The organism is Pseudoalteromonas sp. A601 (genome assembly GCF_002165575.1).
Taxonomy (GTDB): Bacteria; Pseudomonadota; Gammaproteobacteria; order Enterobacterales; family Alteromonadaceae; genus Pseudoalteromonas.
Window position 1 is genome coordinate 78,491 of the sequence record NZ_MXQF01000017.1, and the last position, 15,646, is coordinate 94,136.

At 40.6% G+C, this 15,646-nt stretch carries 8 protein-coding genes; 7 read left to right on the forward strand and 1 reads right to left on the reverse strand.

What is annotated here, in order from left to right:
- The first annotated feature begins 137 nt into the window (after positions 1 to 137).
- From B5G52_RS14895 to B5G52_RS14915, 5 genes are all read left to right on the forward strand, one after another.
- On the forward strand, positions 138 to 1,142 hold the full coding sequence (locus B5G52_RS14895) for a LacI family DNA-binding transcriptional regulator (RefSeq protein ID WP_087533429.1): 1,005 nt from the start codon (positions 138 to 140) through the stop codon (positions 1,140 to 1,142).
- Positions 1,139 to 2,359 (forward strand): glycosyltransferase family 4 protein, encoded by a 1,221-nt coding sequence (locus tag B5G52_RS14900; RefSeq protein WP_087533430.1) that lies wholly within the window; start codon positions 1,139 to 1,141, stop codon positions 2,357 to 2,359. Before B5G52_RS14895 ends, B5G52_RS14900 begins: the two co-directional genes overlap by 4 nt.
- A 116-nt stretch (positions 2,360 to 2,475) precedes the next feature.
- The gene (locus tag B5G52_RS14905; protein ID WP_087533431.1) at positions 2,476 to 3,708 is read left to right on the forward strand and encodes a threonine/serine exporter ThrE family protein; all 1,233 of its coding nucleotides are present in this window, start codon (positions 2,476 to 2,478) and stop codon (positions 3,706 to 3,708) included.
- Positions 3,709 to 4,246: 538 nt separating this feature from the next.
- Positions 4,247 to 6,805 carry a TonB-dependent receptor gene (locus tag B5G52_RS14910; protein WP_087533432.1) on the forward strand — a complete coding sequence of 853 codons (2,559 nt, stop codon included), beginning with the start codon at positions 4,247 to 4,249 and terminating at the stop codon, positions 6,803 to 6,805.
- A gap of 289 nt (positions 6,806 to 7,094) precedes the next feature.
- A complete protein-coding gene (locus tag B5G52_RS14915) occupies positions 7,095 to 8,432 on the forward strand; it encodes a TonB family protein (protein ID WP_087533453.1) in 1,338 nt (445 codons plus the stop codon).
- On the opposite strand, the gene B5G52_RS14920 is transcribed toward B5G52_RS14915, so the two are convergent.
- A complete protein-coding gene (locus B5G52_RS14920) occupies positions 8,413 to 10,548 on the reverse strand; it encodes a winged helix-turn-helix domain-containing protein (protein WP_087533433.1) in 2,136 nt (711 codons plus the stop codon). The genes B5G52_RS14915 and B5G52_RS14920 overlap by 20 nt on opposite strands.
- A 157-nt stretch (positions 10,549 to 10,705) precedes the next feature.
- On the opposite strand from B5G52_RS14920, the gene B5G52_RS14925 reads away from it, so the two are divergent.
- Together B5G52_RS14925 and B5G52_RS14930 are read left to right on the forward strand one after the other, a co-directional pair.
- Positions 10,706 to 13,327 carry a TonB-dependent receptor gene (locus tag B5G52_RS14925; protein ID WP_087533434.1) on the forward strand — a complete coding sequence of 874 codons (2,622 nt, stop codon included), beginning with the start codon at positions 10,706 to 10,708 and terminating at the stop codon, positions 13,325 to 13,327.
- A gap of 94 nt (positions 13,328 to 13,421) precedes the next feature.
- Positions 13,422 to 15,470 (forward strand): S9 family peptidase, encoded by a 2,049-nt coding sequence (locus B5G52_RS14930; protein WP_087533435.1) that lies wholly within the window; start codon positions 13,422 to 13,424, stop codon positions 15,468 to 15,470.
- Positions 15,471 to 15,646 lie beyond the last annotated feature (176 nt).

Genomic DNA, 15,646 nt, shown 5'->3' on the forward strand with positions numbered 1-15,646 from the left:
GTTTCGGTACATTCATAAAGACTTTACCTTGATTAGCTTATAAATCATTCGTATAGCAGCTAAAACACAGCTTTAATGACTTTATCAGTCTGTTTACGTTAAACTTAGTTATTATGTTGACTCTTGTATAATGATGAATGAAAAATAAAACCAATAAAGTCACAATTTTTGATGTAGCCAAAGAAGCTGAAGTATCAAAATCGACTGTCTCATTAGTGCTTACGCAAAGTGACAAAGTCAGCGATAAACGCAAAGAAAAGGTACTACAGGCAATTGATAAGCTAGGTTATGTCTATAATCGTGACGCTGCCGCACTGCGAAGCAAGCGCTCAAACTTAGTCGCGGTAATTATTAACGACCTAACAAACCCGTTCGCAGCCCAGCTTGCTGTCGGGCTTGAAGAGCATTTATACGCTATGGGTATGTTGCCTATGTTGGTGAATACAGCAGAGAGCTATCAACGCCAACAACAAGTTGTTAAAAACCTTAAAGAGTACAACGTAGCAGCATTTATAATGTGCCCGGCGCCAGGAACTGAGCAAGTATGGCTAGATGAGCTAATTCAACATAACTTTCCTGTTATCAATATTATGCGAGAAGTACCCTATAGCCGTGCGCCGACTATTTTACCTGACAACAAAAAAGGCACTCACCTAGCGACAACGCATATTCTTGAGCAGGGGATCACCGACATCGCGTTTTTAGGCGGTACCGACGATATTTCTGACTACCACGAGCGCCTAAATGGTTTTTTGTCTGCACTGGAAAAATTTAACATTAACACCCAACCAGTCATTAAAGCAGTTACCAATCGGCAAGGCGGTAGAGATGCTTTTAACCAACTATATAAATTAGCCCCTCATATAAAAGCAGTGATTTGTTTCAATGATGTCATTGCTTACGGCGTCATAGAAGCTATCGGACAACATGGACTCATCGTAGGCAAAGACATAAAAGTAGTCGGATTTGACGACCTTGCTGATTCAAAACTTATGTCGCCTTCGTTAAGCACTGTGGCTATTGATGCACATGAGATTGGCAAACGTACCTGTCATACCCTTCAAGAGCTGTTAAATAATACCGCGGCCCCCGTACGCACCTTGGTAGATGTAAGCTTACAAATTAGAGATTCAAGTAAATGAAAAAAGTATTAGTTATTGGCTATGTTTGGCCTGAGCCAAATTCCTCAGCTGCTGGTACCCATATGATGTCGCTGCTTAAGGCATTTAAGTCACAAAATTGGCAAGTAGAGTTTGCCAGCCCTGCACAAAAAACTGAGCACATGGAAAACCTAGAAGAGTACGGTATTAGTAGTCAGGTGATAGCACTCAATTGCAGTAGCTTTGATGAATACGTGACGGCTTATGCGCCAGATATCGTAATGTTTGACCGCTTTATGATGGAAGAACAATTTGGCTGGCGCGTAGATAAGCACTGTCCTAATGCCCTTAAAATTCTCGATACAGAAGACTTACAATGCCTACGTAACGCGCGCCACGAAGCTCACAAAGGCAATCGCGAATTTAGCCACAGTGATTTACATTCAGATATTGCTAAGCGTGAAATTGCCGCCATTTTACGCTGTGATTTAAGCCTCATTATTTCTAGTTTTGAAATGCAACTGCTTGCAGATGTATTTAAAGTCGACAATCAGCTATTACATCATTTACCCTTTATGGTCGATTTATCTGCATTGCCAGCTAAAACCAAGACATTTGAAGAGCGCCAACACTTTATGACTATTGGCAACTTTCGTCATGCGCCAAATTGGGATGCAGTATTATATTTACAGCAAATTTGGCCACTGATACGAAAACAGCTACCAAAAGCAGAGCTGCACATTTATGGTTCTTACCCGCCACCCAAAGCAACCGCACTCAATAACCCTAAAACAGGCTTTTTAATTAAGGGCTGGGCAGCGGACGCCTATACCGTTATGGAAGATGCCCGAATTTGTTTATCACCACTGCGCTTTGGTGCCGGTATTAAAGGTAAATTATTAGAAGCGATGATCATGCAAACGCCCAGTCTCACCACAACAGTTGGTAGTGAAGGAATGCATGGCGAATTACCTTGGCCAGGTGTAATTGAAAATGATCCTCAACGTTTTGCAGCTGCAGCAGTGGCACTTTACCAAGATCCACTCCAGTTTTTAAACGCACAAAAAAATGCCCATTCACTGCTAAGCGCTCATTATGATAAAGCACAACTAGCAGCTAATTTAATAAATAAAATTGTGGCTATTGAAAGCAACTTAATACAACACAGAGAAAGTAATTTTACCGGCCAAATGCTTAAACACCATACCATGCGCAGTACTCAATATATGGCACAATGGATAGAAGCAAAAAACAAGTAAAAAAAGCTAGACAGGAACAAATTTGTGTTTAAAATCGCCGCCAAATAACTGGGCAATTTAAGCTGTATTGTCTATATTTTTTAACTGAATAATTTAAATTTTGGTTCAAAACTCATTTGAAAACCGCAACGTTTACTGAAAAACGCAAATTTATCGTAAAGCTTGGCAAAATGCTTCATAAATACGGTACGCCTGCGTACCGCCTTGAAGCACATTTAATGGAAGTGGCAACCTACCTTGGCTTAAAATCATCGTTTGTTATGTCGCCTACATCTGTCACCTTTGTTATTTGGACTGACGGTCATGAAGATGAATACACTCATGTAGCACGGGTTGATCCAGGCGATCACGACTTAGGCTCCTTAGCCGACACGGATGATCTAGTAAATAAAATGCTGAACGATGAATTAACCTTGCAAGAGGTTGATCACCAACTGGATATTATTTTTGCAGCTCCAAACCCCTATAATAAGCTTTTAACAGGTATTGCTTTTGCCACTTCGGGCGGCGCATTTGCAATGTTGATGGGCACCAGCTGGAATGACGTCATCTGGTCCGGCTTACTTACATTTATTGTATATTTATTTGTACTTTGGTCGGCTCGTTCTAAACGGGTTGCTCATATGCTTGAGCCTCTTGTGGCAATTATTTCAGCTATATTGGCCTGTGCAATAAGCGTCTATATAGATGCGCAAATTAATATTCGCCTTATTGTGCTCTCTGCCATTATCGTGTTTATACCTGGGCTTGCACTGGCACTTGGCTTAGCAGAGCTTGCTGCGCGGCATTTAGTGTCAGGTACCGCACGGGTGATGGACTCGTTTATGCTTTTATTTAAACTCTACTTTGGCGCATTTATTGGTATTGCAATTGGCTTTGCCATGTTTGGCCAAACCGACTTTATCCAGCCAGAGCCGTTACCTAAATGGACTGCTTGGTTAGCAATTTTGCTTTTATGTAGTAGCTTAATCGTTATTTTTAGAACAAAATTAAAGCACGCAGCGTGGTCAATTGCCTCTGGTTTTATTGCCTATGGCACCAGTATCGGCCCAGCCATTTATTTAGACTTAGATTATACCTTAGGTACATTTATAGGCGCATTTTCAGTGGGAGTGTTTAGTAACTTATTTAATCGAGTCGCGAACGCACCGGCTTCTATTGTTGCCATGCAAGGCTTGATTGTATTAGTACCTGGTAGCAAAACCTATATCGGACTAAACTCGTTAATAGAAGGGCAAGATTTTGTATCTGCAGATCATATCGGTCAACAAACCTTCTTAATATTTATGTCCCTCGTGGCAGGGTTAATATTTGCCAATGTAGCGCTCCCGCCGAAAAAGAGCTTATAAACCCCCACCAGCGCTTAGCCTATGTTAAGCGCTGTGCAAACCTCCTCACAAGCTGGGTCGATACGGGCAATCTTAAACTCCCACTTAATTTTAGACTTAAGTAGTCGCTGGCTAATTCCGACCGTTAGTACGTTTATTATTTAAATTTACACTGTTCTTAAATGTCACAACTTGTGAATTGGCACTAACTTTTGGTTCTACTGATATAAGTAAACTTAACTTATTAAAGTTAAAATAAAATAAAAAACAAATAAGCCACTGATTAATAATAAATAAAATAATAAATAAAATATATAAAAAGTCACTTTATCAATTTCACAACTATTCACTTAGTTTCAAGACTCGGTAAATCAAAAAGCGTTTAATAGAACCACAAACCCAACTTAGTACATGTTATTGCCACACTAATAACGGTGGTTATTAAACTTGGGGGCGTATATTGGTTTTAAAATATGGCTGTGCTTATAAGTAAAATACTTGCCATCAAAACCATACTGTTAAACAACAAAACGAAGTGTTGATTCAAGGGGAATCGAGAATGATAAATATAAAGATGAAAAAGCTACATTTAGCCGTCAGTGCATCACTTGTGACATCAGCGTTAAGCTTACCTATGATGGCACAAAGTGCCCAAGCCCAAAGTACTGATGAAGTTGAAGTTATTCAAGTGCGCGGTATTCGTGGCAGTGTTGTAAAATCATTAAATACAAAACGCTATGCCAATTCAATTGTTGATGCTGTTACCGCCGAAGACATTGGTAAGTTCCCTGATCAAAACGTGGCTGAATCTCTACAACGTATTACCGGTGTTTCAATAAGTCGTAATTTTGGTGAAGGTGAACGTGTAAGTATTCGTGGTACCAGCGAAAGCCAAAACCGTACACTGTTAAATGGTCAAGCTGTAGGCTCTGCCGACTGGTGGACTAACTCAGCTGCAAGTCGTGGTTTTAACTATACCATGCTACCGTCTGAAATTGTTTCTGGCTTAGAGGTGTATAAATCACCGGAAGCAGATATTGATGAAGGCTCTATTGGTGGCACGGTTATCGTAAGAACGCGTAAACCGCTTGATTTAGAAGCCAATAAGTTTGCCGGTTCTGTGCTTGCGCAACACAGTGAAATATCGGGTGAAACCGATCCACAGCTATCGGCTATGTATAATTTTAAGACCGAAGATGAGTCTTTCGGTGCGCTTATTTCATTGGTTCGCCAACAGCGTAACCTACGCCGCGATGGTATTGAATCATGGAGCTGGGCAAAGCGTGATATCACTTTAACTGATGGCACCGAATATAAAGACGTGTACAGCCCTGGTGGCGGTGGCTCAGCCATGTTTTTACAAGAACGTATTCGTACGGGTATTAATTTAGCTGTGCAATACCGCCCTACCGAGCAACTTGATTTAACCTTTAATGCCCTTGATTCGACCCTAGAAGCAAATAACGAGAATCAAAATTTCTTATGGTTACCTGGCTATGGCGGCTCGCAATACACAGATGCCACGCTAATCGAAAACGACCAAGTAGGCACCATGCTAGTTGGCGGCACATTAGGTTTATCAACCACCGCAAATAACATTTTAGATGAAACTAAAGTACGAAACTCTGAAATCAAAACCAAATCGTACGATTTAAAAGCCGATTATCAAGGCGACTTATGGCTGACTAGTGTGCATGTTGGTTATACTGAAGGCAGTGGTGGTTCGCAAGCTGATAGAAGTGTGGGTTGGGAAGGTAATTATGTACATAGCTTTGATACTTCAAGTGTTGAGGACGTACGTACCAGCTACGGCGCAGATCCTGCTGATGGTAAAAGCTGGGATTTAGGTTTTTTACGTTACGACAGTAACGATGCCAAAGATGACGAAACTTACCTACAAGTGGATTTTTCGCGCCCAATTGACATCGCTGTCTTTAATAATGTTAAGTTTGGTTTGAAATACCGCGACCACTTTCGCTTTAATACTAAACACACCACCGATAACCGCACAGATTTAGGTTGGAGCTTAGCCGATTATTCACTCTCTATGCCATCTGATTACTTGTCAGGTCTAGGCTCAGACGGCACATTAAGGGATTACGCAATCACTGATTCAAGTAAAATTCGCCAAGATGGTGATGCACTTGATTGGAACTACCGCGTACTCAAAGCCAGCACCTTTGAGGTTGAAGAAAAAATCACTGCAGGTTACGTAAAGGCGGATATTGATGTTGAAGGTATGCGCGGTAATTTAGGGGTTCGTTTAGTACAAACTCAGCAATCCTCCGCTGCCTATGTGGGTGAAAGTGGCTCTGAAGTGTGGACCAATGATGACCGTGATTACTTTGATATTCTGCCAAGCATTAACCTTGCCATTGATTTAGAAGAAGACTTATTACTACGCTTTAGTGCAGCACGGGTAATGTCGCGCCCAGACTATGCCGCAATGACACCATCAACCTCATATAATCTTGAAACACAAACTGGCAGTGGTGGTAACCCTGAAATTGACCCATACCGTGCAACACAGTTTGATACAGGTATTGAATGGTACTTTAGCGAAGCTGGTTTATTCTCTGCGGTGGTATTTTATAAAGATATTCAATCTTTCTTAGATGTAACACCTACACTTGAAATGCACGAAGGTGTCGAAATACTGGTAAACCGCCCTACCAATGGTCGCTCTGGTCGTATTCAAGGTTTAGAGCTTGGTTATCAGCAAGAAATCTTAGAAGGCTTTGGTTTAAATGCAAACTACACCTTCGTTGATGGTGAAGCAAAAGATAAAGATGGTAATGATACAATAATCCCTGGTAACTCTGAGCATACGGTTAACTTAAGTACTTACTATGAAACAGACACATTTAGTACCCGTATCTCTTATAACTTCCGAACGGGTTACAACTCAGGTCAAGGCCATGGCTATGTTGATGACTACGCTCAAGTAGACGCCAATTTTACTTATAACGTAAATGAGAATGTGTCGTTAGTGCTTGAAGCAATTAACTTAACAGACGAGCACACATTCAGCTACCAAGAAGAAGGTGTAGAACAAGCGCTAACAGGCGTTTATGCTGATGGTCGTCGTTTTGTAGCGGGGATACGCTTTAACTTTTAAACAGGTTTAGTCGACTTACTTAACTAACACAGGTATTCGACTTTTGCCAAGGAAGGCTGCCCCTATGCCCAGGGGTTTAAAGCAGGTAACCTTTTGGTTACCTGCTTTTTTATTAACGAGCGGGCAAGTTCGCGCTAGTAATAATAAACAAAACAAGTACAATCAGTAGTTAAAAACGCCACTAGGTTAATGTTAGCAGTAGCTAAAGTTTAAATTCGTGCCAACACATTTATTTAAGTACCTACACAAATTCAAAGCCAAGCTTTTAATCTTAAAAGTAAGTCTAGTTGTGTCTGCGTTACTATTTTTACCTTTTGCAAAAGCAGATTTGCTCAGTGCAACACTACACTACCACCAAGGTAATTTTGCCAAAGCTAAAAAAGAATTTACCCAGCTTGCTCAGTTGGGCAATCCGGATGCTATTTATAATATCGCAGTGATGCATCTACATGGTCAGGGCATGGATAAAAATAATGCGCAGGCGTATGCTTGGTTTAGTTTAGCTGCAGATTTTGGCTTAGCTGATGCACGCGATACAGCTATGCTGATTGCGCAACAAACGAAAAATAAACAACCCCTTGATGATGCCTATAATGCGCTGTTAAAGCATCTGAGTTTTCAATGGTATAACGAGCAATTACGCCCCGAACTAAACAATCAACCTAACAATGACACCAGCTTAACTCGCGGTTATACCGTAGAGCCTAAATACCCAGAGCACGCTTATAAAAATGGTATTGAAGGTTGGGTGTGGCTAGAATTTGATATTGATGAAAGTGGTGCTGTCACCGACATCACACTGATCGACTCAAACCCCGAGAAAACCTTCGATAAAGCAATTGTAAATGCTGTTAAACGCTGGCAGTATCAAGCCGATAAAGATCAGTTGCCCTACTATAATCGCTCTTTGCTTTACCATTTCACTACTTTTAAAGGTAAGCAATATGCGCAAAGCTTTCAGAGCCAACAGCGCCAGTATAATGAAGAAATTACAGAACTGATTGACGCTGCAGAACAAGGCAATGGCTTAGTACAATACTACATTGCTAACTGGCTCAGCTCTGACGAATATAACGCTACACGATTACTAAAATACCACTGGCAACAGAGTAATGCCTCTGACGAGCTTTTATTACAAGCGGCGAGTAATGGCTATGCCAATGCACAATATCGCATCGGTGCTAATCTACTGCGCGGGGCATATGGGAAAATCGAACGAGAAAAAGGCCTTAACTGGATCTTACTTGCAGCACAAAATGGTTTTGCCCAAGCGCAATACCGATTAGGCCGTGAGTTACTTGATAAAAAGCACTTAAACTATGCACCAAATAAAGCTGTTAAATGGCTGCAGACAGCTGCTGAGCAAGATCTTTTTGTCGCAAAACGTGATTTAGCGAAACTATTATATTCATTGCACAAGGTGGATACCGCAACAGTAACTCAAGCACTAAATAGCGCGCTAAAAGATGATCCTAATCATCCTCAGCTGTTATTGCTCAAAGCGAAAATCGCTGCTAAAAATAACAGTGCTACAGCAATAAAGATTGCCCAGCACGCACTCAATGAGGCAAAAAGCCGTAACTGGTACGTAGGCCATATTACTCGGTTTATTGCTGCTCAACTTTAGTAGCCCGATGTAAAAGAATATCCGTTTCTATGCCATCAACTTGGCTAAACACCACTTGTTTACCATCTAAAGAGCTACTGATATTTAAATTTATATCTAAATCAAAACCATACATACCCAACTCTTTAATAAATACATTGCGCTTTTGTTGCGTCAAATAACAATACAACAACAATTGGTGCCCTTGGCGTAATACATAATAAATCCCCTCTTTAAACACTGCAGGTTTAAATAAGGCAAGAGATGGTAATAATTGTGACAGCGGTAATTGCTGTTCAAGCTCACCAGCTAAATACCGAGCAACATGTTCCTCATATTCAAGATAAGAACTATTGAGTTGCCAAAGCGGGTGCTCTAAATCTAAACTTTCTAGCGTCACATTATCACTTACAAGCGCGTTACTCATTAGCTGAATATCATATCGCCAATCTTGCCACCGCCCTTGACTGTTTTTGGCTTGATAATAAATACTATGGCTATCTTCAGACCAATGAACGGCGTTAAGTTGCTCAAACCCAGATATGATAGGCACTAACCGCCGAGAAAAGGTATTGATCAAATATATATTATGCAATTGATCTGCCAATAAAATATTGTCTCCATTAGGAGAAAACAACAAGTATTTAGGAGTAATATCACTGGGCAATGTAGCAATTAAATTAGCACTTTTTCGCTGCTTATGCTTTAGCCACACTTCTATATTTGTAAACCCAGTGATCCCACGGCGCTGCAATGAAATAAACGCACTTTGCTGACCATCCATCGACACTGCCGGGAGTATATCCATACGTGATGACGAAGATAATTGGCTTGAACTGACGATAGGTTGATCTTTAGTAAGCGCTAACTCAATCTGATATAAATTTATCCGTGCTTGGCCTTCGGCATGAGCAATATCGCCAGTGTGAGGATTAATCGCTAAATCAGCGATAAAGCCTAATGGTTGGTGGATCATCTGCTCAGCCCCATCGTAAGCATAGCGCCTTAGGGCATCATCTCCTAGCCAATAAAAACCGGGGTCGCTGTCCATTAATAGTGGTGCACGAAAGTGGCGACTTTGCGTTACATTTTCACGCATAACCCCTTTATTTAAATCAACTTCACTGAGATTAAACCACCCAGCTTGTTTTTCTAAAATAAGCATTCTATTGCGGCTATTAATATCAAATGCGAGCGGTTTAAAATCACCAACCACTTGCTGCTCAATGATTTTCGGGCTTGGTGCCAATGAAAGAGTGTATTTAATTAGCCGTGGTTGCTCATCTTGCCAGTGAGTAGTGTAAATTGTTTGCGCATCTACCCAATGTAATTTTGTTGGCCCGTGACGCTGCTGGCACTTTGCTAACCTAAACTCAGGACTCAGACGCCACGTTTCAATTGCATTAGCCACAGACATCACCCTGATATCACAACTAATTGGGTCGTATCTAAAATACGCCAACCATTTACCATCTGGCGACCAAACCGGTGCCTCTTCAGAATAACCAGAGCTTTTAATACTGTGTACGGTTTTACTTTGGTGATCAAAAACGGCTAAATCAAATTGGCTTTGTTGATGATTAGATTGACTAAAAGCTAAATATCGGCCATTTGGGGAATAACGTAAGAACACCTCAGCCCCTGGTGCTGAAGTAATACGTGATTGATATTCATACGCTAATGTGGGCTTGCTGGGCATAAGTAAATATTGGCTAAATAAAGTAACTAAGCAACCTATAAATAAACCAATCACAATGAATAGTGCAGAAGTGCGCGGACTTGCTGGAATCACTTTTTCTAAAATAGTTGGGGCTTCACTAACTTTAGCAATTAACTGATAGCCAACTCTGGGAACTGTGCGAATAAAATAGGCGGTTTTCTGATCATCATGCAAACTTTTACGTAATTGCGTTACGAGCTGACTAACCGAATTATCACTCACAACCACATCAGGCCACACAGTATCCATAATAGTATCTCGTGTAACGGCTTGGCCTTGATGACTTACTAATAGCTTGAGCAACATTAACTGTTTAGCTTCAATAACGCACCACTTACCCGCCACCTTGATTTTTAACGCGGAAAAATCAATAAGCACATCATTGAGTAGTAACTGTTTTGGCTTAGCTTCGGACATCGTTTGGTTTTTACACAAGTTAATCTATGGTTAAATATGCGAATAAAGCGTATTATATAAAAATGCGGTACATATTAGCACAGCCGTTTTCTGTGTTCTTATTTTATAAGTAGTTATCACTGCTCATTTTTCTCATGTTGTTGGCGTTGGGTCATCTATGACAATAAATATTACAAAATTTGTTAACATAATACTGATTTATAGTGCATTTTATGCGCTACATGGAGCGGCTAATAATACCCCACAAACCGAGCTAAACCAGTTAGAAACAATACAAATTAGGGGTTATCATGACAGCGCTGTCAAGTCTTTGCTAGATAAACGTGACAGTCAATCTATTATAGATACTATCAGTGCACAAGATATCGGGAAGTTTCCCGATAAAAATGTTGCAGAGGCACTCCAAAGGGTGACCGGAATTTCTTTATCAAGAGCCCAAGGTGAAGGGGAACGAGTGGGTGTACGTGGTACAACACCAGAACAGAATCGCACCTATCTAAATGGTCAATCTATCGCGTCTGCAGACTGGTGGATTTCAACTCAACCTAATCGAGGCTTTAATTACACGCTATTACCTGCTGAACTTGTTGCCTCATTAGACGTTTATAAAACACCGCAAGCTGATCATAACGAAGGCTCTTTAGGGGGCACGGTTAATATAAAAACTCAACGTCCGCTGCACATTGATACTAATCAATTTGTGGTTAATGCTCAGATGCAATATAACGATTTATCCGGTGAATTCGATCCACAATTAAGTGCTTTTTATAATTGGAAAAACACCGCAAAAGATCTAGGTGTGCTGATTACTGTTACTCGTAATCAGCGCTCATTACGCCGCGATGGCTTAGAGTCATGGGGTTGGCACGAACAAAATTATGATCAAAGCGACGATGGCACTCTTACTCCAACCCATAGCGAATATGCTGATGTTAAAAATATTTGGACACCAGGAGGGGGTGGTTCAGCCATCTTTCAACAGCGACGAGAATTAACCAGCGCTACGGCAAGTATTGAATACCAGCCAAACCTTGATTGGAATATACAGCTTAATACTTTGTATTCAGTACTTGATGCCGATAATAGTAACCAAAACTTCTTGTGGCAACCCAGCAGCATTTTTGCTCGTGGCGGCCATATTAGCGAGCACGGAATTATTGATAACACGTTAGCATACGCACGCTATTCACAGGTGCCAGAGCAAAACACACAAAGTTTACCCTTTAGTACCGCGATGGAAGCTATTTGGCGTGATTCGCAAATTGATACCAGCAACGTGCATCTAATTGCTACTCAACAAGCAAATCTGTGGCAAAATCAGTATCAAATCGGCTTTACCAAAGGCGGTGGTGGCTCAAAACAAGACTATACGTCGCAGTTTTCAGCAAATACAGCCTTTACTGTAGATACCCGCGAAAATAAAAATATTATAGCTAAATACGACACCTCTCCACTAGATGCCACACAATGGCAGCTCACAGAGGCGCGCAACGACAGTCAGGATTCAAACGATCAAGAGTTTTATTTACAAGGCGATTTTGAACGAGCTGTTGACCATTCAATTATTAGTGCCGTTAAGTTCGGTACTAAATACCATGATCATCAGCGTGACTTTATCAGGTATCGCTCAGTAAATGGCGCTTATGATGGGTTAGTAAAACAACTAGATTGGACTTTAGCTGATTATCAAGGCACTTTCCCTAGCGGCTTTTTGACAAATATTGGCAGTCAAGACACGCTGAAAAAATATAGCTATGTAGATATAAGCAGATTATCAGACGACTTCAATAACATTAATTTTGAACAACAAGAAGAAAAAGCCAGCCGTTTTGATATTCAAGAGCGTACTTTAGCAGGTTATGTTAAATTAATGCTCGAAGGCCAAGACTACCGCGCCAACCTCGGAGTAAGAGTGGTTAATACACAACAAAACTCAGGCGCCTACAAGCGAATTGCAACCACACCACAACAAGAGCTGTTTATCTGGCAACAGCACGATAAAAATTACCTTGATATTTTACCCAGCGTAAATATCAACATAGACCTTTCTGAAAATTTAATCACCCGTATTAGTGCTGCTAGAGTCATGTCACGACCACAATACAATCATTTAATGCCCTCTACAAACTACAATGTCACGCAAGCACAAGGCCAAGGCGGTAACCCTGATTTAGACCCCTATCGCGCTAATCAGTTTGATTTTAGCCTTGAATGGTATTTTGATGATGCTGCTTTACTTTCAATGGCGTTATTTAATAAAGACGTTGAATCCTTTGTCGAATTTAAGCGAGCTATTGAACAACATGAGGGCATCGACATGGCCATTGATCGGCCGATAAATGGTAGTGGTGGTACAATTCGAGGTTTAGAGCTCAGTTATCAGCAGGAATTATTTTATGGTGTAGGCTTAATTGCCAATTATACCTTTGTCGACGGCGATCGTACTGATAGCTTAACAGGACGAAAAAACTATGTACCTGGCACCTCAAAACACACCATAAACTTAACCAGTTACTACGATAATGATTGGCTCAGTGCTCGCCTTGCCTATAACTATCGGACTCAGTTTGCCACCGGTGTAGGTGAAGCTATGATGGACGATTTTGGTCAGCTTGACGGTAATCTCACATTTAAAGTGACAAATAGCCTCGATGTTGTACTTGAAGCAATCAACTTAACTAACTCAATCACCTATGTTTATGAACGTAACCAATACGCGCCAACGGGTATTTACGAAAATGGCCGACGCTTCTACTTTGGCATACGATATAGCCATTAATCTTTTCAGATTGCCTATTAAACGCATATTTTAGTTTTACAGGTACATCCTGATATACTGCATTGATAATTAAAAACAAGCGAAGGAAATTTTCATGTTAAAAACTAGTTTAGCATTGGCAATTGGGCTTTCAAGCTCTCTTGCGATTGCAGCAACGCCTCTTACAGTTGAAGACATTCCAAAGATTCAATCAGTAATACAAACAAGCGTTAGTCCTGATGGCGACAGCGTTGCATTTACTCGTTCTGTACCTCGTGAGCTTTATGTTGATGAAAATGGCAGTAATTACAGTGAACTTTATGTTGTCGATGATGAAGGTGTTGAGCGCCCTTTCATTACAGGCTCTGTCAGCATTAAAAGCATTCAATGGTCAAACGACAGCAAAACCATCTATTTTTTAGCTAAATTAAAAGGCGATAAGTTCACTGCTCTTTACCAAATTCCGGTTGATGGTGGACAAGCACAAAAAGTGTTGTCATTAAAAGGCACGTCTATTTCAAGCTATCAGCTCAGCCCTGACAATAATCAGTTAGCCATTTTAGCTATGCCTGCTGCCAATAAGTCTGATAAAGAACTAAAAAAACTGGGCTTTAAAGCTGAAGTCTATGAGCTTGGTTTAAAAAACAAGCAGCTTTTTATTGTTGATTTGGCAAAAGCCGACAAACCACTCACCCCAACTGCACTTAACGTAGAGAACTACGTGAGTGATGTTAACTGGGCTGCAAATGGTGAAAAGCTCTTAGTTAAAACACAACCGACTGCTTTAATTGATGATAAATACACAAAATCAATGTGGCATTTATTTGATATTGCCAGTAACCAAGTGACTCTATCGTTTAAAACAGAAGGTAAACTCGGCGATGCAGAACTCTCACATGATGGTAAATACATTGCCATTTTAGGTGCCGAGGATAAACACGACCCGGCAACTGGGCGTTTATATATTGCCGATACTAAAACAGCCAAAATTACTGAGTGGTTACCTAATTTTATGGGTCATGTTGCTGATATTGAATGGTCGAATAAACGTAACACCCTTAACTTTATCGCCAACGTAGGCACCGAAAGCTTCGTTGCAAGTATAAAAACCGGTTCAAATAAATATAAAAAGCTGGTTAAAGAAGGTAAGTTTATTGCATCTAATCTGAGTATTTCTGATTCAGATAAAACCATTGCACTTCGTGGTAATACAGCTAAGCACCCTAATGAAGTCTTTATTGTTCGCGGTAAAAAAGCTGAGCGCTTAACTAATTCCAACCAATGGTTAAACAACAAACGTTTTGCTAAGCAAGAAACCATTTCATTAAAAGCCCGTGATGGCGTTGAGATTGATGGTGTACTTGTATACCCACTTGATTACAGTGAAGGCACTCGCTACCCGTTAATTATGTCTGTTCATGGTGGTCCTGAAAGTCATGATAAGAATGGTTGGATAACGAATTACTCGCGCCCAGGTCAAATGGGGGCAGCACGTGGTTATGCAGTATTTTATCCTAACTACCGTGGTTCAACCGGTAAAGGGGTTGAATACTCTAAGCTTGGTCAAAACGACTATGCTGGTAAAGAGTTTGATGACTTGGTTGATTTTAAAAACCACCTTGTTGACATGGGCTTAGTAGATACTAAACGTGTAGGTATCACTGGTGGCTCTTATGGCGGTTATGCATCTGCGTGGGCAGCGACTAAACTGACTAAACATTTCGCTGCAAGTGTAATGTTTGTAGGCGTTACAAATCAGTTATCTAAATTTGGTACTACTGATATTTCAAATGAAATGAACCTAGTACATGCGCGTTCATATCCATGGGATAAATGGCAATGGTACTTAGAGCGCAGCCCAATATACTGGGCGGGTCAATCTGAAACCCCGTTATTAATTATGCATGGTAAAGATGACCCACGTGTTCACCCTGCGCAATCAATGGAAATGTACCGTTACATGAAAGTGCAAGGTAAAGATGTACGCCTTGTATATTACCCTGGCGAAGGGCATGGCAACCGTAAAGTCGCTGCGCAATACGATTACAGCTTACGTTTAATGCGCTGGATGGATAACTACTTAATCGACGGCAATAAAGACATGCCTGCATTTGAAATTGATCATGCAGCTAAACTTAAAGCGGTTAAAGACGCAAATAAGTAATTCTTAGCGACAAAGTTTAAGATTATCAGGCCAACCACAGTGTTGGCCTTTTTCATTTTAATCGGTAACTTTTACACTGTTTTGCCCTACCCAACACATAAAAACAATTAAACCTTATTAAAAACATAACTTTATAATTTGGCTTGAGCCTTGCAATTTAAACCTACAAATGAGCA

What these genes read in the sequence shown, in the direction of transcription:
- B5G52_RS14910 (WP_087533432.1), top strand. Translation starts at nt 4,247, where the DNA reads ATGATAAATATAAAGATGAAAAAGCTACATTTAGCCGTCAGTGCATCA.
- B5G52_RS14920 (WP_087533433.1), bottom strand. Translation starts at nt 10,548, where the DNA reads ATGTCCGAAGCTAAGCCAAAACAGTTACTACTCAATGATGTGCTTATT.
- B5G52_RS14895 (WP_087533429.1), top strand. Translation starts at nt 138, where the DNA reads ATGAAAAATAAAACCAATAAAGTCACAATTTTTGATGTAGCCAAAGAA.
- B5G52_RS14930 (WP_087533435.1), top strand. Translation starts at nt 13,422, where the DNA reads ATGTTAAAAACTAGTTTAGCATTGGCAATTGGGCTTTCAAGCTCTCTT.
- B5G52_RS14900 (WP_087533430.1), top strand. Translation starts at nt 1,139, where the DNA reads ATGAAAAAAGTATTAGTTATTGGCTATGTTTGGCCTGAGCCAAATTCC.
- B5G52_RS14925 (WP_087533434.1), top strand. Translation starts at nt 10,706, where the DNA reads ATGACAATAAATATTACAAAATTTGTTAACATAATACTGATTTATAGT.